Source organism: Sinorhizobium sp. NFACC03 (genome assembly GCF_900103435.1).
Classification (GTDB): Bacteria; Pseudomonadota; Alphaproteobacteria; order Rhizobiales; family Rhizobiaceae; genus Ensifer.
The window spans coordinates 1-20,462 of sequence record NZ_FMXF01000057.1 but is presented as its reverse complement, the minus strand read 5'-3'; the positions used below and the strand labels follow the sequence as shown (position 1 = coordinate 20,462).

General features: G+C 58.7%; 18 protein-coding genes and 1 pseudogene. 7 read left to right on the top strand and 12 right to left on the bottom strand.

Features of this window, described 5'->3' with window-relative positions; genetic code table 11:
• Positions 1 to 305: pseudogene (locus BLU35_RS33680) on the top strand (UPF0149 family protein); the annotation flags it as partial.
• A gap of 547 nt (positions 306 to 852) precedes the next feature.
• On the opposite strand, the gene rfbA reads toward BLU35_RS33680, so the two are convergent.
• The 11 genes from rfbA to BLU35_RS33625 all read right to left on the bottom strand — a co-directional run bounded on the left by rfbA (position 853) and on the right by BLU35_RS33625 (position 12,135).
• On the bottom strand, positions 853 to 1,722 hold the full coding sequence (gene rfbA / locus BLU35_RS33675; protein WP_093236368.1) for a glucose-1-phosphate thymidylyltransferase RfbA: 870 nt from the start codon (positions 1,720 to 1,722) through the stop codon (positions 853 to 855).
• A 127-nt stretch (positions 1,723 to 1,849) separates the two neighbouring features.
• Entirely contained in the window at positions 1,850 to 2,728 is an 879-nt protein-coding gene (rfbD, locus tag BLU35_RS33670; protein WP_093236370.1) for a dTDP-4-dehydrorhamnose reductase, read from the bottom strand.
• A gap of 2 nt (positions 2,729 to 2,730) precedes the next feature.
• Entirely contained in the window at positions 2,731 to 3,786 is a 1,056-nt protein-coding gene (gene rfbB, locus BLU35_RS33665; RefSeq protein WP_093236367.1) for a dTDP-glucose 4,6-dehydratase, read from the bottom strand.
• Positions 3,787 to 3,804: 18 nt separating this feature from the next.
• Positions 3,805 to 4,377, bottom strand: coding sequence for a dTDP-4-dehydrorhamnose 3,5-epimerase (rfbC, locus tag BLU35_RS33660; RefSeq protein ID WP_093236366.1), 573 nt, complete (start codon positions 4,375 to 4,377; stop codon positions 3,805 to 3,807).
• Positions 4,378 to 4,442: 65 nt separating this feature from the next.
• A complete protein-coding gene (locus BLU35_RS35440; RefSeq protein WP_143033051.1) occupies positions 4,443 to 5,441 on the bottom strand; it encodes a glycosyltransferase family protein in 999 nt (332 codons plus the stop codon).
• Positions 5,442 to 5,533: 92 nt separating this feature from the next.
• Positions 5,534 to 7,486, bottom strand: a complete 1,953-nt coding sequence (locus BLU35_RS33650; RefSeq protein WP_093236364.1) for a glycosyltransferase family 2 protein — start codon at positions 7,484 to 7,486, stop codon at positions 5,534 to 5,536.
• A 192-nt stretch (positions 7,487 to 7,678) separates the two neighbouring features.
• On the bottom strand, positions 7,679 to 8,488 hold the full coding sequence (locus BLU35_RS33645) for a sterol desaturase family protein (RefSeq protein ID WP_286161721.1): 810 nt from the start codon (positions 8,486 to 8,488) through the stop codon (positions 7,679 to 7,681).
• Positions 8,489 to 8,569: 81 nt separating this feature from the next.
• Positions 8,570 to 9,367 carry a 3-methyl-2-oxobutanoate hydroxymethyltransferase gene (locus tag BLU35_RS33640; protein ID WP_093236363.1) on the bottom strand — a complete coding sequence of 266 codons (798 nt, stop codon included), beginning with the start codon at positions 9,365 to 9,367 and terminating at the stop codon, positions 8,570 to 8,572.
• A 54-nt stretch (positions 9,368 to 9,421) separates the two neighbouring features.
• On the bottom strand, positions 9,422 to 10,648 hold the full coding sequence (locus BLU35_RS33635; protein WP_093236362.1) for an NAD(P)/FAD-dependent oxidoreductase: 1,227 nt from the start codon (positions 10,646 to 10,648) through the stop codon (positions 9,422 to 9,424).
• A gap of 38 nt (positions 10,649 to 10,686) precedes the next feature.
• Positions 10,687 to 11,013 carry a MocE family 2Fe-2S type ferredoxin gene (locus BLU35_RS33630; protein ID WP_093236361.1) on the bottom strand — a complete coding sequence of 109 codons (327 nt, stop codon included), beginning with the start codon at positions 11,011 to 11,013 and terminating at the stop codon, positions 10,687 to 10,689.
• A gap of 30 nt (positions 11,014 to 11,043) precedes the next feature.
• Complete coding sequence (locus tag BLU35_RS33625) at positions 11,044 to 12,135, bottom strand: fatty acid desaturase family protein (RefSeq protein WP_093236360.1); 1,092 nt, start codon at positions 12,133 to 12,135, stop codon at positions 11,044 to 11,046.
• A gap of 164 nt (positions 12,136 to 12,299) precedes the next feature.
• On the opposite strand from BLU35_RS33625, the gene BLU35_RS33620 reads away from it, so the two are divergent.
• A complete protein-coding gene (locus BLU35_RS33620; protein WP_093236359.1) occupies positions 12,300 to 13,331 on the top strand; it encodes a LacI family DNA-binding transcriptional regulator in 1,032 nt (343 codons plus the stop codon).
• 28 nt (positions 13,332 to 13,359) lie between these two features.
• On the opposite strand, the gene BLU35_RS33615 is transcribed toward BLU35_RS33620, so the two are convergent.
• Complete coding sequence (locus BLU35_RS33615; RefSeq protein WP_353615058.1) at positions 13,360 to 14,391, bottom strand: capsular polysaccharide export protein, LipB/KpsS family; 1,032 nt, start codon at positions 14,389 to 14,391, stop codon at positions 13,360 to 13,362.
• A 341-nt stretch (positions 14,392 to 14,732) separates the two neighbouring features.
• Here BLU35_RS33615 and BLU35_RS33610 point away from each other — a divergent pair, with 341 nt between their 5' ends.
• The 5 genes from BLU35_RS33610 to BLU35_RS33590 all read left to right on the top strand — a co-directional run.
• Positions 14,733 to 15,545, top strand: a complete 813-nt coding sequence (locus BLU35_RS33610; RefSeq protein WP_093236357.1) for a TIM barrel protein — start codon at positions 14,733 to 14,735, stop codon at positions 15,543 to 15,545.
• A gap of 233 nt (positions 15,546 to 15,778) precedes the next feature.
• Entirely contained in the window at positions 15,779 to 16,708 is a 930-nt protein-coding gene (locus BLU35_RS33605) for a sugar ABC transporter substrate-binding protein (protein ID WP_057251408.1), read from the top strand.
• A gap of 166 nt (positions 16,709 to 16,874) precedes the next feature.
• On the top strand, positions 16,875 to 18,416 hold the full coding sequence (locus BLU35_RS33600; RefSeq protein ID WP_093236356.1) for a sugar ABC transporter ATP-binding protein: 1,542 nt from the start codon (positions 16,875 to 16,877) through the stop codon (positions 18,414 to 18,416).
• A gap of 34 nt (positions 18,417 to 18,450) precedes the next feature.
• Positions 18,451 to 19,476, top strand: coding sequence for an ABC transporter permease (locus BLU35_RS33595; RefSeq protein ID WP_093236355.1), 1,026 nt, complete (start codon positions 18,451 to 18,453; stop codon positions 19,474 to 19,476).
• A 640-nt stretch (positions 19,477 to 20,116) separates the two neighbouring features.
• Positions 20,117 to 20,462 (top strand): nucleotidyltransferase domain-containing protein (locus tag BLU35_RS33590; protein WP_176907563.1); only part of this gene is annotated, 346 nt, incomplete at its 3' end.

The following is a 20,462-nucleotide window of genomic DNA, read 5'->3' as shown; positions in this document are numbered from 1 at the left end:
ACCGGATATCGGCAAGCCTCGCCGAAACGCCGAAAGACCATCGGCCCAGGTTCACCAGGATCGATGATCAGACCTTTGATCCGTTCGATTGGGACCTCTGCTTTCTTTTAGGAACAAGGTACGCGCCCAAGCTTTGGCAGCCCGTCCTTCGAGGTCATGCCGTCACTGGCGATATCGTCGCGCCCATTCGCAAGCTCGGCGAGGCAAAACGGAAAGCGACCCGCCAGGATGCTGCTGAGGTCGCCGAAGCACTCGTCAATATCCGAACCTATTTTATGCCGAAGCGGGCAAAGCAGAAGTTCTGAGAAAAATCGCTATTGCCGTTCCGTCAACGCCGAAAGCAGTGGGCTGTTCGTCGCGCTCACTATGAAGACGATAATCTTTTTGCAGCGCCTCATGTTGGAACGCATTGGTGTTCCAATTGCCCACCCCGCCCGCAAAGAGAGCTGAAATCGATGGGGCCATCGGAGTTTTCCGAGGCGCAAATTCTACAAATTCGTGCGGGCGCCAAGTAAGTCTGTTGCCAGTTCCCGCCGCAACAGCCTGCTGCGCTGCGCCGTGCGGCCACTTCCCTACTTCCCCCACTTCATCAGGCGCCCTCAATGACGACTCACGCGCGCGCTGGTTACGGCTTCGGAGCAAGGCGACAGTTGGCAGCCCTCCAAGCCAGATCAAATAAAAACATCATCATCATCGACACTGAAACGATCACGAGACGCCAACACGACCGGCAAGGTGGTTCGCATCAGTGAAGGAGATGCATCAGAGCTAAACTCTTTGATTCAAACCGAGAGAACAACTGTAAAATCAACCCATAGGAGGCATTGATGTTGGATGGTTCATTCCAAATGATCACCCCTCTCCGGCAACTCTTAAAAGGTATTTACCATAGGGCGTCGTTGAATACCTTTTCCCAAAATATATCAATTCCTCTTTACTAATGAATCCACTCAGATAGGCGATCTCTTCAATACAAGCAATGTTTGTTCCTTGCCGATGCTGAATAACGCGTACGAACTCGGAGGCCTCCAGAAGACTATCATGGGTTCCCGTATCGAGCCAGGCATAACCACGGGTCATCTTTTCAACGAAAAGTGCTCCTTGTTCCATGTAAATACGGTTAAGGTCGGTGATTTCATACTCCCCTCGCGTCGAGGGGCGTAAGGACTTGGCGTATGATACTACTTCATTGTCATAAAAATAGAGTCCCGTTACAGCGAACCGAGATCGCGGACTAGCAGGTTTTTCTTCGAGGCTGATCGCTTGACCATCCGCAGCTAACTCGACAACACCGTAGCGTTCTGGGTCCTCTACCTCATAGGCAAATACCGTCGCGCCAGACTTGCGCCCAGAAGCCTTGTTAAGCAGTTCGACTAATCCGGCTCCAAAGAAGATGTTGTCACCTAATACAAGGGCAACGTTATCCGACCCAATAAACTCTTCCCCGATTGTAAATGCCTGAGCAAGCCCCTCGGGCCTAGCTTGGGCCGCATAGCTCAACCGCAACCCGAGCCCTGCCCCGTCGCCAAATAGGCGCTTGTAACTATCCAGGTGGTCCGGCGATGAAATGATCAATATGTCCCGAATGCCGGCCTGCATTAAGACCGATAACGGATAGTAAATCATCGGTTTATCATAGACCGGGATTAGTTGCTTATTGATAGCCAGTGTCGCTGGATGAAGACGCGTCCCAGAGCCTCCAGCGAGTATGATGCCTTTCATGGAAGATCTACTCCCCTATTTGTTATTCTGCGGGGCGCTCAGCAAATCAGCTTGCCCGGCAGGAGCAGTAATGTTCATGAATCCCGTTTGCCAAACTCAGCAGGGCTGATCGTCGCCTTTTCATGGTTCAATCTGAAAGAGATGCAAGCACTTGCCGCAAGGCTACAGACCAGGCGCGCGGCTCCACAACGAAGTCACGCCTGAACTTATCAGTCGATAGTCTAGAGTTCGCGGGGCGCCGCGCCGGTGTCGGATACTGGCTCGTGCCAATTGGTTCCAGTGCGGGGACCTCATATCCTGCGCTTCTGCGTTGCTGGAATATTTCGCACGCGAGATCGTACCAGGTCGCTTCACCAGAATTGGCAAAATTGTAAGTTCCAACAGGAGCGCCCTCATCCTCGGTCAAGCGAAGGGTGACCGTGGCCAGAGCTGAAGCGATATCCGATGCGGCTGTGGGGCAACCTCGTTGATCATTGACGACTTTGATCAGCGGCCTTTCCTCGCCTAGACGCAGCATCGTCTTGACAAAATTGGTTCCGTGGGCGCTAAAAATCCATGCCGTTCGAAGGATAACGTGGCGCGAATTCCCTGTCCTGACGGCCTGCTCGCCTGCTTCTTTAGAGGCTCCGTAGACACCGAGCGGCGCGACTGGATCGTCTTCGACATAAGGTTCTTTTTTCGCTCCGTCGAACACGTAATCAGTCGAGACATGCACAATCGGAATACGGCACTTCTTCGTCGCCGCGGCCATCGCCGCGGGCGCTAAAGCATTGACCTTCCAGGCCGTCAAAACGTCACCTTCGGCCTGATCTACCGCCGTGTAAGCGCCAGAATTGATTGCCGCACAGAAGTCACCTGCCGAGATGTAGGCTTCAATACTGTCGCAATCACTGAGATCGAGTTCCTGGCGGGTCGGCGCAACAAGCTCGATATCCGACCGCCAGGAACAGCGGAGTAACTCGGTCCCCACCTGTCCCGTACCGCCTGTAATCAGAATCCGCCGCATCTTCATGCACCCAAGCCGCGCCGCTTGGCCGCCTGTGTCCGATCGAGGATTTCGCCCCACCAGTCCTGGTTGCTCAGATACCAGGAGACCGTTTTCTCGATACCGCTTTCGAAGCTCTCATGTGGTGTCCAGCCAAGCTCATTCGCGATCTTTGTGGCATCGATCGCATATCTGTGGTCGTGGCCAGGTCGATCGGCGACATACGTAATCTGCTTAGAATAGGATCGGCCATCCTCCCGAGGCCGGAAGCCATCCAATATCTCGCAGACGGCCCTTACGACATCGATGTTCCGGCGTTCCGAGTTGCCGCCCACGTTGTAAGTCTGGCCAGGAACGCCTTTTTCAAACACGCATTGTAGTGCGCGAACATGGTCTTCCACATACAGCCAGTCGCGAACGTTCGCACCGCTACCATAGACGGGAAGCGGCTCGCCGGCGAGAGCCTTCACTATCATCAGGGGGATGAGCTTTTCGGGGAAATGGTAGGGTCCGTAGTTGTTCGAGCAATTGGTGATCAGGACCGGCAGGCCAAAAGTATGCCCCCAGGCGGAAACGAGGTGATCCGAGCCTGCCTTAGAAGCCGAATAGGGCGAACGGGGATCGTAGGGAGTCGATTCGGTGAAATGACCCGTCTCACCGAGCGAACCGAAAACCTCGTCCGTCGAGATATGATGGAATCGGAAGTTGCGTGCACGATCTGCCGGAAGCTTGCGCCAGTAGTCCAGCGCCGCCGCCAGCATCGTGTAGGTGCCGACCACATTCGTCTGGATGAAGGCACCCGGACCGTCAATCGACCGATCGACATGTGACTCTGCCGCCAGGTGGGTAATCACATCTGGCTGAAAGTCTGCGATAGCCGCAATCACCGCACCTTCATCGCAGATGTCGCCCTGCTTGAAGCGATACTTCGGCGAAGAAGCAACGGAAGACAAAGAGGTCAGTGTACCGGCATAGGTCAGCTTGTCGAAGTTCAACACCTCGTGTTCGGTTTTCTTTATGAGGTGCCGAACTAGAGCCGATCCGATGAAGCCGGCACCGCCGGAAACGAGAATGCGCATGGCCAGTCCTTCTGGATTCTACACTTCGACCAATTCAAGCGGCACCCCCTCGTAGACGAAGGGGCTGTCAAAATCACGCAGCAGCGGCTGACGCCCATCCTTGGGGCTCAAGATTGGCTCAACGCCTTGAGGCAAGGGCCACTCGATACCGATTTGCGCGTCGCTCCAGAGAATGCCGCCATCATTCTGCGGTGAGTAAAGATTGGACACTTTGTAGGTTACTTCGGTCGAAGGTTCGAGTGTCACGAAGCCATGAGCGAAACCCATCGGCACATAGAGCTGGTGACCATTCTCTGCGGAAAGTTCGGCGCCCACCCATCGCCCGAACGTCGGTGAACCGTGCCGTATGTCGACGGCGACATCAAAGATCCGCCCGCGAATACAGCGAACAAGCTTGGCCTGTTCGAACGGCGGGGTCTGAAAATGCAATCCTCTCAGGGTGCCAACTGGGACGGAGAGCGAGTGATTGTCCTGAACGAACCGATCGCCGATGCCTAAACCAGAAAAAACCTTCTCATTGTAGACTTCCGAGAACCATCCCCGATCGTCTCCAAATCGTTTGGGACGAAGCAACACAACCTTAGAAGCCATCAAGAAGTACTCACATACAAGCGTTCGAACAGTGCTCCGGCCAAATGGACTGACCAAGCGTCTTGTCAGGCTTTGAGGGCCTCAAAACCCGTATCCGCTGATAGCGTCATTTGCAAGACAGCCTCACGCGTTGCAGCAGCAACTGCTCTGCGCATCTCCAAATCGTCGATAAGTTGAAAGATGGTTTTGCGCCAAGTGCTGGCACTGTAAGGAAGCCGCAATTCGCCGTCTTCGCCAGAAGAACCATAAGCCGCCCCCTCGGAAAACACGGCCGCGGCGTGGTAGCGCGCTATATCGATCCGTTTGGTTGGGGCGCGGCTCTCGTTCACGTGCGATGGCGACAGCGGAACGAGCATGATGTCGATGCGGCGACCGCCTGCGTCGGCAAGGTAGTCCATCCAGGGTAGCGGCTCCCGGATCCGCACCCGATCAAGCCCTTGCCAGATCGCCTTGGCGCGCCGATCGGCGAACACCTCGAACCGCGTGTGCGGGCGCTCACGCAGAACCGCTTCGATTATCGGCCGAAGGAATCGGTGCTCTTCCAGATGAATACCTGTCGCGTGATAGGCGATCAGGACCTCATTGTTCGCCACGTCACGCACGTTTGGGTCAGCGGCCGCGCTGAACCAGAAAGCACTTGGCGGCGCCGGCGGCAGCACTAAGGCCCTCGCCTCTCCCAATCGGGATGCGAGATGGGGGGTCGAAGCCCAGATGATATCAAGATGATGGTTGAGACGACGGAGCGGCCAAAGCGCGCGATAACAGAGGCGCAAACGATAAAGAATATCTGCATCCCGCCCGGTCACGACGGCCGGGATGTCGTCATCGAGGAATAGCCCCACGCCGGACAGGCGGTGCGCATTGCGCTCAATCCAACGCAGCACAGATGGAGATGCATAGCGACATACTATGACGAAGACGCCGTCAGGATCGAGCGCAGGTGTCTCATCGCCGCGAATATCCACTACCTGAAACGGCGGCATGTCCGGTGCCTGAAGCCGAGCCGCAAGATAATAGTCAAAAGTCGGGTTGGGTATTCGCCCGAAAACGACGACCCGTGTCAACGTCCGCCTCGGACGACCCGACGCCTCCTCTCGTAGCCGTGGCTGCGGCAGACACTCCTCAAGCCATCGAGCAAGCCGTTCGCGCAACGCCGTCAATCGGCGGCCCTCGGAGCGAGATCTCGCGGGTAGGCATCGAGAACCGCATCTTCAGCGATCAGCGACAGGTTCGGATTATAGTAGGGATCTGTTTTCAAGATGTCGCGCCAGCGTTCGTGCATCGCCCGTTCCTCCTGCGCGAAGCGCTGAAGCTTCTGCGGCGTATCGTCGGCACCACGGGAAACGGACTCTCTATGCAACATCGCGGCACGCGGTGTCCAGATAATACGCAGACCAGCGTCACGCACCTTCAGGCAATAATCCACATCATTGAACGCGACCGTCAGGTTTTGCTCGTCCATACCACCAAGGCGATGCCACAGGCCCTTGCGTGTCAGTAGACAGGCCCCTGTAACCGCCGACATGTCACGACGTTGGCGCAGCAGCCCCCGATCGCCTCCGTGCTCCGGATGAAGGAAGTGGAAGCTGTGACGCGCAACCGTGCCCGCGCCAAGCGTGACCCCACCATGCTGAACGAAGCCATCGGGAAACAAAAGTAAGTTACCGGCGGCCCCGACCGCCGGGTCATCAAGTTCGCCCGCCAAATGTTCGAGCCAGTCCGGTCCAAGAGGTTCCACGTCGTTGTTCAGCAGCAGGATAAGATCATGCCGCGCGACATTCACCCCCATGTTGCAGGCACGGGAGAAGTTAAACGCGCCCGGAAGCGGTATGCGCCGGATGAGACCCGGCTGCTCATATCGGGAAAACAAGGCAAGCGCGGCTGGCTCGGCGCTATCATTGTCAATGACGATAACGTCAAGATTTGCCGGCGCCGTCTTTTCAAACAGTCCTTTGAGACAGGCTTCAAGCAGATCGGCCCTGTCCCGTGTCGGAATGATCACACTGACAGCAGGTCGATCTCGCCTGGGTTGAACTGGCGCTTTGGAGGCCCTGAGCCGGCGACATGACGGTCCACGATGCAACATCACTCGCGGCAGATGTAGGATTGTGCCCATCCGCGCCTGCGCCACCGCGAGGACAATCTCGGCAGTCGTCGCGCCTTGCAGACGCAGGTTTTTTGGTACGTGCGCAAGGCGAATGAGTGCCCCTTCCAGAGGCAGCCAACCCGTGCTTGCGAGCGGCTCATTCCAGGCCGGTTTGAAGAAAGGGTCGGTCCGTCTGCCCCGAACGTCGATGCAATCTTCGTCACTGTAGACAACGGCTACATCGGCAGAAAAGGAGAATGGCCGCACCAATCTTTCCAGGGCCTTTGGTGCGAGGCGCATACCTGCCGGAAGTCTTATCCACAGCCGATCGTTAATCGCTTCACCACACTCCTGAATTTGAGCGATGTCCCCTGGGGCCGCTTCCTGAAAATCGCGCAGGGTCTGAGCATGGAGCGACGCTCTGGTCTCGGCAACCGCAGCCGCATCGCCATCCTCGAGCGTTACCAGCACAAGTGGCCTCCGCGGCCACCCCAAAGGATTGTCTAGTAGTTCACTCTGTTCTGCTAGCGCCTGGGCCGCTATCCAATCCCTGTACCTGGGCGCCGAAAGCGCATCGCATTGGCGAACAAAGCGGAACGAGGCCCCTTTCGTATTGCCAGCGAGGAACAAGCGGATGATCTGCAGAAAGATCCAGGTTCGCCGCAGAGCAATCAGGATCGCGATCTCGACAAGAGATAACCGTCGAATCTTGATCGACGGCTCGACTTTTGACGATTCGTTTGCTGTCGCCTGATCCGCGACCAGAGCCATGGCTTCCAACTGAACCGGCGTCCAACCGTAGAAGCGTCCTCGCCCCTTTTCATCGATCAGAAAAGAACGAAAGACCGTGGCCGGGGTTCGGCCCCGCCGCTTGAACGCAAGCCGCGGACGACGACCGAGCAGATGATCGGGATCGCGCACTGAGACCGTGATAGGCCGATCCGCGTAGTGTGCTGCCTCTCCCCTTGCCAACTCCACCATAAGCTCTTCTCGAGAGGGCTCGATCATTTTGCTCCAGTCCATCGCCCGCTCAGTTCGGACTTGTTTTGTCTAAGGTGCGAGCCATCGCAGAAAAGTCAGATGGAAACAACGTGCATGTCAGCACAAGCGGAAGGTCAAAAGAATCTCGACGTCCCAGCACATTCGTGGCGCTGAGAGGCTGACCGCGGCGTCAGCAACAAGAAAGAACCGGCTTCTGGGCCAACCGACAGCCAATCATTCGGCGGCGGGTTGCTCGGCGACGCTCGCCAAACCTTGGGCTTTGCGCAAGTTCAGCGCCGGTGCCTTATCCTCGAAAGTTTCCACGCGCCGATCGTAGTTCGGCGCAATCGTGCCCATCACGCGGTCCCAGAACGAGAAATAGTTCGCGTAGTTGTATTTGAACTCGGCGTGATGTTGGTCGTGATAGGTCGTGCACAGCAAGGGCCAGGGATACCGCGCCGTGCGCGAGGCGAAATATTCGAAACCCGCATGGCCGAAAGTGCCGTTGATCTGGTCGAACAGACGGTGCGCCACAAGAATGATTGGCGGGAACGGCACGAAGAAGACGACGACGGCGTAGTAGCCCTGCGACAAGGCCGTATCGACGAGGCCGATCGAATCGTTGCTCCAGACTGTCGGCGCGACGCTGCGGTGATGGAGCAGGTGATACTTGTAGAACAGCTTGGTGTGCAGCAGCCGGTGGGCGAAATAGAACCAGGCGTCGAAGAGCGCCATGCAAAGCAGGAACAGTGGCACGGCCGTCCACCAGCTGAAAGTCCAGGGTGTCCACGTCCATCCCTGATGTTGAGCGAACAGTCCGATCGCCACGGAGGTACAGGTGACGAGGATCGACGCCATGCTCTGGCGGATTTCAACTGCCTTGCGCTTCTCGCCGCGGCGTCCCTTCTGGATGCGACGCTCGGGGTTTCGGTCGTTGAGCCAGGTGATGCCATAGCCCAAGATAAAATAAACCAGCACGGTTGCCGCATAGACTGCGGCGAGCAAGGCGGCAAAGGTAAGGCTGTCCTGGATGAGGGCGCTCAAAGCGTAGTCCGTTGTGGAGAGAGAAGTTGAGATATGCGGTGGACTATATCAACCGCCCTCCCCGACGCAAGCCGCCCGGCTCTAATCGCGTTCCAACGCCGTCAGGAAAGCCTTGAGTTCGCCCTGGTCCAACTCCACAAGATGGCGTTGCTCCGGATAGGCACCGGATCGGACATCCTGCGCAAATTCAGAGAAGGCGGCGATCCGCTCGCGCTGGAGACGATCGTATTCCGCGGCGAAGTCGCGATAGGTCTTGGCGTGGCGCGGCACATGGCCTCGATTGCTGCCGAGCACGTCGGCCGCGAAGAGATATTGCGCATCGCAGCCCGAACCGGCGCCCATCGACAGCATCAGCATTGAGGTTCGCGCACTGATGGCCGCGGCAACATCGCCGGGCACGACCTCGATTTCAGCGGCAAAGGCGCCGGCCTCCTCCAGCGCCTTGACCTGCCGCCAGATCTCGAGCGCGCTTGCAACCGTCTTGCCGACCGCTCGAAATCCCCCGGTCCAGGTGGCCTTGGAGGGAATGAGGCCAACATGGCCGCAGACAGGAATTCCCTCCTCCCGCATCCGCCGGACGGTGGAAAGACCGGCCGCACAGTAGACCGCATCGCCGCCTGCCTTCAGCGCCTTGAAGGCCGCACGGATGTACTCCTCCGCAGTCACGTAGTCGCCGTACTCCAGACCCGGGAAGGCAAAACAGGTAGGCGCCACCTCGCGAAACTCCGGGCCAAGCAATGCCGGCGGCACGGAGACGAGGTCGATGCCGGCGGCTTCCGCCGCTTCGGCTTCGTCGAGTGTCTCCACGCGCAACATGGTCAGCTGACGCTTGCCCTTCATGGAGAGGAGGTCGGCAACGGTCGGGCGGCGGCTTTTCATGAGAAAACTCCGAGGATTGGACAGATAGACGGTTCGGGGCGCTGCTTTGCGCGTTTAAGCTGCCAGCAGCGCCTTGAGCTTGGTTTCGGGCGAGACGAGCGCCTGGGGGTCCGGGCGCTTGCCGGCCGCAATCAGCATTTCAGCGAGGCGAATATCACGCGCGACAGCGTTACCGGGCCCGATGCCGGAAGCGGCGAGCAGCCGGCCGCTATTATCGAGGTGAAAAAGGATGAATGCGCCATCGGCGAGATCGCGCCGTACGGTGGTGGCGGCGCCATCAGCAAGCCCCGCGATCTGCAGCGTCAGATCATATTGATCGGACCAGAACCAGGGCACGCTTGTCATCGTTTCGTTCGCACCGAGCAGATTGCCGGCAACGAGCGTGCCCTGGTCCTGGGCATTGCGCCAGGCCTCAAGCCGCACACGGCTACCGCCGTAGTGGCAGAGCGGATAGGAGCAGCAATCGCCGGCCGCAAAGATGTCCGGGTCGGACGTTCTAAGCGTTGCATCGACGGCGATGCCGTTGTCGATGACGAGGCCGGCAGCCGCGGCGAGCTCCGTATTCGGGACCGCACCGATGCCAACGACAATGAGATCGGCGTTGATCGAATCGCCCTGCGCAAGCACGATGCGCGCGCTGCGATCGTCCGCATCGATGCGATCGATCTTCGTGTCGCAGCGTATATCGACGCCTTCTTGACGGTGCCTCTCGTCTACAACGGCGGCGATTTCCGAGGGCACGCCTCGCGACAGGATGCGTGTCAGCCCCTCGATGAGGACAACTTCTGTGCCAAGCCGGCGCGCTGTCGCAGCGAGTTCGAGGCCGATAAACCCGCCACCGATGATCGCGAGCATTCGTCCGGGCTGAAGCTCGCGGCGGATTACCTCGGCGTCGACATGCGTCCGGAGCGTACGAACGCGCGGAGACATACTATCGGTCCCCGGAAGCGTCCGCGCTCGCGCGCCCGTTGCCAGCAACAACCGGTCATAAGGGATGCTGGCTCCATCGACGAGCTCGACGCGCTTGGCGCCACGATCTATGGCCCTCACCGGTGCGTCGGTAAGCACATCGATCCCCGCGGCTGCATAACGCTCCGCGTCGGCAACATATTTCGGCTGGGCCCCGTCCCTGAGGCCGTCCTTGGAAAGCGGCGGCCTTTCATAGGGAAGATGGGGTTCGGCGCCGATCAATATGACCCTTCTGTCGTAACCCTTTTCCCTAAGGGCAAAGGCGGCCCTCGCGCCACACTCGCCGGCGCCGACAATGACGATGCTACCCATCTCAACCTCCCAGCCCGCATCAGCGAGCCCAATCGCGTTTAAGCCGTTGTCAGGCGATCGATGAACACGCTTCCCGCCTCGACCTTCACCGGATAGGTCTTCAGGTTGACGCAGACCGGAGCGCCCTTGGCCTGTCCGGTCTTGTAGTTGAAGCGGCCATTGTGCTTCGGACATTCGATGATGTCGTCCATCACAAGCCCCTCGGCCAAATGGATGTGCTCGTGCGTGCAAAGCCCGTCGGTCGCGAAATATTCGTCATCCGGGCTGCGGTAGACCGCAAAGGTGCGCCCTTCGTGATCAAAACGAATGACGTCTTCCTCGTCGATTTCGTCCGCCGCGCAAACTTCGACCCAATTTCCACTCATGGCTTCCTCCCATTTTCTGAGATCGTTGATTTACTCGGCGGCGTACACGATCGCGTCACTGTGAAATTCTTCCCGATAAGGCTTCGCCGTCGCCGGCAATTCGCGCTTCAGGAAATAGTCCTCATTGCGCAGTTGCCGCAGGAGGGCCGGGATCATTTCGCGATAGCCATGAAGCATCGACGGGTTGGGCGCCGGCAGGTCGTGCTTGATCAATGCGTGAAGCTTCGGCAGCGCGTGGTAGGGCACCATCGGGAACATGTGATGCTCCACATGGTAGTTCATGTTCCAGTAGACGAAGCGGCTCAGCGGGTTCATGTAGACGGTGCGGCTGTTCAGCCGATGGTCGGTAATGTTATCCGCAAGACCGCCATGCTGCAGCAAACCCGTCAGCACATGGTGCCAGGCGCCGTAAAGCCGCGGCAAGCCGATCAGCATCAAGGGCAGGATCGAATCGAGATAGAGTGAAAGCGCGATCGTTGCGGCATAAACAGCGAACCAGATGCGGGCGACTAGGATTGCCTTCGGCTGCTCCATCTCGGGGATGAATGTCGCTTCCTCGGCACCGATAATCCCAAAGGTGTTGCGCACCATGTCGACGACGGCGTACCAGACATCAAGAATTCCAAAGAAGTTCAGGACAAGACGCAAGAGATCCGGGGGGCGCATGACCGCGATCTCAGGGTCGCGGCCGACAATGACCGTGTCGGTGTGGTGGCGGGTGTGGCTCCAGCGCCAGGCGACGGGATTGCGCATGATCATGAAGCAGGCGATCTGGTAGACGGCGTCGTTCATCCACATTGTCTTGAAGGCCGTGCCGTGCCCGCATTCGTGCCAGCGGCTGTCGGATGCCGAGCCGTAGAGAACGCCGTAAGCGAGGAACAACGGAACGGCCCACCAGGTGCCCCAGAAACAAATGCCGAGCCCGCCGAAAAGAACGAGACTGCCGAGCCAGAGCGCAGTGTCGCGGATGGCGGGTCCGTCCTCGCGCTTCATCAGCTCCTTCATCTGCTTGCGCGGGATCTCGGTGTGATACCACTCTGCGGCCGACAGCCCGTTTGTGACGGCTGCCTGCGCATCACGGCCGAGCAGACTGTAATCTCGCTTCGTAGGTACCATCGTCATTTGCTTTCCTCCCTGCGATCCAACCAAGTCTGGCCAGAGGCATCCGATGTCGTGCAATGACGATAGGTTGACTTTTGCTAGGCCTCAATGCAGCAATGATATATTCTATCAAATGATATCATCAATTGCATTTCATACGTGATGCAAACCTATCAGGAGGAGCGATGAGCAATCGACCGACCATTGCCGACCTTGCGCGTGCCGCCGGCGTCAGCGTCGCCACTGTGGACCGCGTCTTGAATGGACGTCACCCCGTGCGCGAGGAAACCGCGCGTCGCGTCTATGAGGCCGCCAAGGCGATCGGCTATCATGCCGTCGGCCTCATCCGACAGCGCGTTTTTGAGGATTTGCCGCAATACCGGCTCGGTTTTGTCCTGCAGAAGCCGGAGCAGTCCTTCTACCAGACGGTTGCGAAAGAAATCGAAAACGCCGCGCTGTCTCTCTCCAATGCCCGCGTTTTTGCCCAGATCGACTTTGTGGCGAACTCAACGCCAATGGCTATCACAGAGAAGCTTCGAGCGGCCGCTGCACGCAACCAAGCAATTGTTCTCGTGGCGCCGGACTATCCAGCCGTGACCACCGCGATCGAAGAGCTCAAGGAGCGCGGCATTCCAGTGTTTTCGTTGCTGTCGGACTTCGCCGCCGGCGTACGCGAAGGTTATGTCGGCCTCAACAACCACAAGGTTGGACGTACGGCCGCATGGATGATCGCCAAGGCCGCCAACCGCCCCGGCAAGGTTGCCGCCTTCGTCGGCAGCCATCGCTTCCTTGGCCACGAGTTGCGTGAGATCGGCTTCCGCTCCTATTTCCGGGAGCATGCGCCGGATTTCGAAGTGCTCGACACGATGGTCAATCTGGACACCGCCGAGATCACGCACGAGGCAACACTCAATCTCCTGCAACGCCATCCGGATCTGATTGGCTTTTATGTTTGCGGCGGCGGCATGGAAGGGGCGATCTCGGCGATCCGAGAGGAAAAACTCGAGGGCAAGCTCATCGCCGTGGTCAATGAGCTGACACCGGAATCGCGCGCTGCCCTTGCAGATGATGTCGTAACCCTGGCGATCTCGACGCCGACAGCGGCCCTTGCGCGCGAGACGATCAATTTGATGATCCAGGCGATCGACAAGGGTCCCACGGGGGCACCGGGACAGACCTTCCTGCCCTTCGACCTCTTCACGCCGGAAAATATCTGAGCCCGCGGAAACTACACGGAGGTGCTTTTCAGGCCCTGTGTCGAGGCCGCGCGATGTCCGCTACAAGATGATCGATCGCCGTCAACGCGTCCAATTGCAGCCACGTCTCTGGATGACGATAGACCGGGTAGAGGCTGAAGGCGGCAAAGGTGAGTTGGTCAAGCGTCGGGCGCGCATTGGCCCTCCTGGCGCGTGCGCTGAGCGAAGCATCGTCGGAGCGATCGTCGGTAAGGCCCCAGCCGGCGTAAAATGGCGTCGCATAGCAGCGTACAGGCAAGCCACGCAAAAGGGCGTCGAAGCCCATTTGACTGGAGACCGTCCAGACCTCGTCGACAACATCGAGGATCGAAGCGGCCGAAACTTTGTCCGCCATCAGGACGACGCCCGGAGCCTTGGCGGCCTGCTCGGTCAAATAACCTTTTCGATGCCCCGCAATAACGTCTGGATGCGTGCGGACGACACACTGGGCGCCACTCTTGAGGGCGTCGTCCAGCATCCGGTCAAATGAAGCCGGCGAGCCAAGCGCTTTTTCGACGGAGACATCTCCGAACACCTGATCGACAAGCAATATTCGGCGACGGCCGGTCCGTTCGATACGCGGAGTGATATGCGGGAGATTGTTGTATTTGGAGAGCTTGTTGTCCACCAACGCTTCGCGGATGGCAGAACCCGCGTCCGCACGAGTCGTGCGGCTTGCCTCAGCGATCAATAACTCCAAGCGCGACGCTTGGCCTGCATCGACGGGTAGTGCCTTATCGTCGATTACAATTGAAATCGGGATACTTCCGTCCTTGCCAAGGCCTACTGAGCGGAGAAAGCCATCTTCGAGATGCCAATGCGGCAGGCCCCTGAAGCGTGCGATCCGCATCGCCGTCTTCGCGGGTAGGCGGCCTCCCCAAGAGACAATACCGTCTAGCGCAGGGGCTAGCGTCGAGCGGAGAGGCGCCTCGCCAAAATAGTGCCGAAGCCAAGGAAAGGCCTGGTGCACGAAATAGGTCGCGCCCAGTCTGGCGCCCCATCCCGGATGCCAAGGGCGTCCTTCCAATGAGTGTGGAGGCATTTCTTCCAGCGCGTCCATTCCGTCGTTTCAAACTCGCCACAGTACCGGGCGTCCTTCCGGCCAAAAACCACCTCACATTAAGAAATGCAATTGGGAACTTGAATGGATACCAACTATGGCCGCTGGGGAGCAACGCCAACGTTCCACAGCACTATCAGCTGGGCGCTGAATCTTGATAGAATTTCATCATTAACGAATGGAAATATTGCACGAATGCAAGTCCTTTGAGCGTCATGCTCTTTGGCTGCCGTCCACCCGTTGGTGAATTGTCCGCGGCGCTGTAAATGGAATGAACATTCTATTTGCAATGCGTGACCCATCCCACTGGAGGAGACATTCCCGTGACAGCCCTGACCTTCGCCCTCAATCATATGACGACGCCCGGCCTTCCGCTCGGCGCCTTCTTCGAACTTGCCAAATCCCTCGGGATCTCCTACGTCGAAATCCGCAACGACCTCGCGGGCAATGCCATCGTCGACGGCACGCCGGCCAAGGATGTAGCGGCGATCGCCGGTCGCAATGGCATTACGATTATCTCGATCAACGCGTTGCAGCGTTTCAACGAGTGGAATCCGGATCGTCAGAAAGAAGCCGGAGAGCTGATAGCCTATGCGCGCGATTGCGGTGCCAAGGCCCTCGTGCTCGTGCCTGTCAACGACGGTTCCGGCCAGGCGGACGGCGAGCGACAGGCAAACCTGCGCGAAGCGCTTGCCGCGCTGAAACCGTTGCTCCAATCGGCCGGAATTATCGGCCTTGTCGAGCCGCTGGGCTTCGAAATCTGCTCTCTGCGCTCGAAGACGGAGGCTGTCGAGGCGATCAAGGCGGTCGGAGGAGAAAGTACCTTCCGACTGGTGCACGATACGTTCCATCACCACCTCGCCGGCGAACCCGCAACCTATCCTGAGATGACCGGGCTCGTGCATATTTCCGGCGTAACCGACCGTCGGGTCGCCGTTTCCGATCTGCGCGACTCGCATCGCGTTCTGGTCGATCAGGACGACCTTCTCGACAATGTCGGCCAGATCCGGCGCCTGCGTGCCGAGGGCTATGCAGGGCCGCTTTCCTTCGAACCGTTTGCCGCCGAAGTTCACGCGGTCGCAGATCCGGCGGCTGCGATCAGGCAGAGTGTGGACCACATCCAAACCCGGATCTGATCCGCCGCGGCCTGGCTGAGGGAAAACGATGCGGGGCGCCGCAACAGCTCTTGACGGCGCCCCCATAAAATGGAATACATATTCCGTAATCACGAACTACTGGTTCGTTTATTCCGTTTTATCCGAAGGCGTAACGGGAGTGGCGCTTTCAATGTGAATGAGCGCAATCCGGCAAGGATTGCGCTCCCGGCAGGAGAAGGTGTCGCCGGGCACCATTGTGGAGGAGAGAGACAATGAAGAAATTTGTGCTGGGTACAGCGCTGGCCGTGATGATGTCGACGGCCGCGCATGCCGAGACCATCGGCGTATCAATGGCGCTTTTCGATGACAACTTCCTGACGGTCTTGCGCAACGGCATGTCCGATTACGCCAAGACGCTCGACGGCGTCGAACTGCAGATCGAAGACGCGCAGAACGACGTTTCGAAGCAGCAGAGCCAGATCCAGAACTTCATCGCAGCCGGCGTGACCGCCATCATCGTCAACCCGGTCGATACCGATGCGACGGCAGCCATGTCGAAAATTGCGGCAGACGCCGGCATTCCGCTCGTCTACGTCAACCGCGAGCCTGTCAACGTCGACACGCTGCCGGAAAAGCAGGCTTTCGTCGCGTCGAACGAACAGGAATCCGGCACGCTGCAGACGCAGGAAATCTGCAAGATGCTTGGCGGCAAGGGCAAAGCCGTCGTCATGATGGGCGAACTGTCCAACCAGGCCGCCCGTATGCGCACGAAGGACATTCACGACGTGCTCGCGACCGACCAGTGCAAGGGTATCGAGATCGTCGAGGAGCAGACGGCCAACTGGTCGCGTACGCAAGGGTCGGACCTTCTGACGAACTGGCTCTCCGCCGGACTTGAGTTCGATGCGGTCATCGCGAACAACGACGAAATGGCGATCGGCGCGATCCAGGCGTTGAAGGCCGCCGGCCGTTCGATGGACTCGGTCGTCATCGGCGGCATCGACGCAACGCAGGATGCGCTTGCCGCCATGGCTGCGGGCGATCTCGACGTGACGGTGTTCCAGAACGCCGCCGGACAGGGCAAGGGTTCGGTCGACGCCGCCCTGAAGCTCGCCAAGGGCGAGGCGGTCGACAAGAAGGTTTACATTCCCTTCGAGCTGGTGACCAAGGAAACCCTCGACAAGTATCAGGCGAAGAACTGATCGCCTGCATCGAGAGCGCGGGGGGTCCCGCGCTCTCGTTCAAATGCAAGTCCCGCAGCGGATATCCGCGTCCTTGTGGATGCGATCCGCGATCAAACGAGCTGGTGACCCGCCAGCGATGAGGACTTTTCCGCGACAGCCGGAAACGATGGGGGAGGCAAGGAACATGACGCTCAGTCCGACAACGATGGCAGCAGTGCGCGCCAGCGGCGCCGTACCCAAAGCCGAATATCTGCTTTCTGCGGAAGGCATCCGCAAGGAATTCCCAGGTGTCGTGGCACTCGACGACGTCGAGTTCAAGCTCAGGCGCGGCACGGTCCATGCGCTGATGGGCGAAAACGGCGCCGGCAAGTCGACGCTGATGAAGATCCTCGCCGGCATCTATACACCCGACAAGGGCGAAGTCAGGTTGAAGGGCGTCGACATCAGACTGAAATCGCCGCTCGACGCGCTCGAAAACGGCATCGCGATGATTCATCAGGAATTGAACCTGATGCCGTTCATGACGGTTGCCGAAAACATCTGGATCCGCCGTGAACCGAAGAACCGCTTCGGCTTCGTCGACCATGGCGAGATGAACCGCATCACCGCCCGGCTGTTCGATCGCCTGAAGATCAAGATCGACCCGGAGATCGAGGTCCGCCATCTCTCCGTGGCCAGCCGGCAGATGGTCGAGATCGCCAAGGCGGTCTCCTATGAATCCGACGTGCTGATCATGGACGAACCGACGTCGGCGCTGACCGAGCGCGAGGTCGCCCACCTGTTCGAGATCATCCGCGATCTGCGCGAACAGGGGATCGGCATCGTCTACATCACCCACAAGATGAACGAGCTGTTCGAAATCGCCGACGAGTTCTCGGTGTTTCGTGACGGCAAATTTATCGGCACCCATGCCTCGAGCGACGTCACCCGAGATGACATCATCCGCATGATGGTCGGCCGCGAAATCACCCAGATGTTCCCGAAGGAGGAAGTGCCGATCGGCGACGTCGTCCTGTCGGTAAAGAACCTCGCGCTCGACGGCGTCTTTCGCGATGTCTCCTTCGATGTTCGCGCTGGCGAGATCCTCGGCATTGCCGGCCTCGTCGGCTCCGGCCGCTCGAACGTCGCCGAAACGCTCTTCGGTGTGACGCCGGCAAGTTCCGGCACGATTTCGATCGACGGAAAAGCCCTTTCAATCAATAGCCCTAACACTGCAATCAGGCACCGCATGGCGTTCCTGACCGAGGACCGCAAGGACACCGGCTGTCTTCTCATCCTCGACATCCTAGAGAACATGCAGATCGCGGTGCTGCAGGATCGCTTCGTCAAGGGCGGCTTCGTCACCGACAAGCAGATTACCGTCGCCTGCGAAGAGATGAGCCGCAAGCTGCGCGTCAAGACACCAAACCTGCAGGAGCGCATCGAGAACCTCTCCGGCGGCAACCAGCAGAAAGTGCTGATCGGCCGCTGGCTGCTCACCAATCCGCGCATCCTGATCCTCGACGAGCCGACGCGCGGCATCGATGTCGGCGCCAAGGCGGAAATCCACCGCCTCGTCACCGAACTCGCGCGAAACGGCGTCGCCGTCATCATGATTTCTTCGGAAATGCCAGAGGTGCTCGGCATGAGCGACCGCATCATGGTCATGCACGAGGGCCGCGTCACCGGCTTCCTCGACAGGGCGGAAGCAACCCAGATCAAGGTCATGGAGCTCGCCGCGAGCTGAGCGGGAAGCGACCCGACGAAAGGGAGGAATGAAAATGGATACCAATGTCGCCGCACAGGGCGCCAGCACACCGCTTACCGGCGCAAAGCGCCGCCTACCCCCCGAATTCAACATCTTCCTCGTATTGATCGGCATTGCGCTGGTTTATGAGGTGCTGGGCTGGATCTTCGTCGGCCAGAGCTTCCTGATGAACCCGCAGCGCTTGACGATCATGATCCTGCAGGTCTCGGTGATCGGCATCATCGCCGTCGGCGTGACCCAAGTCATCATTACAGGTGGCATCGACCTTTCGTCGGGCTCCGTGGTCGGCATGACGGCGATGATCTCGGCAAGCGTCGCTCAGGCCTCCACGTGGCCCCGCGCGCTCTATCCGTCGCTGACCGACATGCCGGCGATCGTTCCGATCGGGCTTGGCGTTGGTATCGGCCTCCTCGCAGGCTTCATCAACGGCCAGCTCATCGCCCGCACAAAGATCCCGCCCTTCATCGCCACGCTCGGCATGATGGTGTCGGCACGCGGCATCTCCAAGTGGTACACCAAGGGCCAGCCTGTCTCGGGCCTCACCGAACAGTTCAATTTCATCGGTACCGGCATCTGGCCAGTCATCGTCTTCCTCGTCGTCGCGATCATCTTCCACATTGCGCTGCGCTATACCCGCTACGGCAAGTTTACCTATGCGATCGGCGCCAACGTCCAGGCAGCACGCGTCTCGGGTATCAATGTCGAAGCGCACCTCATCAAGGTCTATGCCATCGCCGGGATGCTGGCGGGCCTCGCAGGCGTCGTTACCGCTGCCCGCGCGCAGACCGCACAGGCAGGCATGGGTGTCATGTACGAACTGGATGCGATCGCCGCGACCGTCATCGGCGGCACGTCGCTCACCGGCGGCGTCGGCCGCATCACCGGCACGGTGATCGGCACGATTATCCTCGGCGTCATGACTTCTGGTTTCACCTTCCTGCGCGTCGACGCTTACTACCAGGAAATCGTCAAGGGCCTGATCATCGTCGCCGCCGTCGTCATCGACGTCTACCGACAGAAAAACCGCAAGAAGGCTTGACGCTCAGAAGAATAACCCTCCTCCCAGTGAAGCCAACTGGCCGGGATGATAAAATCATCCCGGCATTTTCTTTTTCGCCGGCAGGTATTTCGTCCGCCTTATGCCGTTTTCCACATATGCTTGGCGCGCAGAGCTGCCCCGGCGCGAGCGCTCTGGCAAAATCTCCGCCAATGCACTATATGGCAAGCGTCCAAAACTATCGGAGACTTATCATGTTGTCGCAGCACAAGCTTGCGAGCCAGTTTCAGCCGCGTTTCGCTCTTCAGCTTTGGAACGCGATGCTACGGGTACAGACCCGCGAAACAGCTACCCTCTTCGGCCATCGCGGCCGATAAGCGCTTATTCGAAATTAGTCAGACTTCCGGTTCGGCGCGAATGGCCCCCGCAGCTTTTATCTGACAGCGAGCCAATTCAAGCCCTTCAGGCCACAGCTTCGTTTGCCTGGCGAAGCAGTATGTTTTGGTGCTGGATCTCCCAAACGTCAGTTCCGACTTCACAGTTAGCAACCCCGATAGTCTTTTTGCTAAGCGATTGCAAAGGGATCGTCGCGCTTGCTTTGTTGAATTGGTCCTTGGCTTTCGGCAAGGTGTTTGCCGATCAAGGGCCGTGCACCGATTCATAATTGAAGGACTGACAGTTGATGAAGACGAGCCTCGACCATTTGCCTGCGGTCAAGCAACAAGAGCTTCGTCGCGTGGTCGAGATCATCCACGAGGAACTCGAGGACGCGTTGAAGGGCGGATCCGCCGATTTCAAGAAGCGCGGCCGGATCCTAAAGATAGTGCTCTTCGGTTCCTATGCCCGCGGCACCTTCGTCGACGAGCCACATACCAAAAAGGGCTATCGCTCGGATTTCGACATTCTCGTCATCGTCAACAACAAGAAACTGACGGATCCGGCCTACTGGAACAGGGCGAACGATCGGTTGATGCGCTCGCCGGAGATCAAAACGCCGGTTGGCTTGATCGTTCACGCGCTGCGGATGG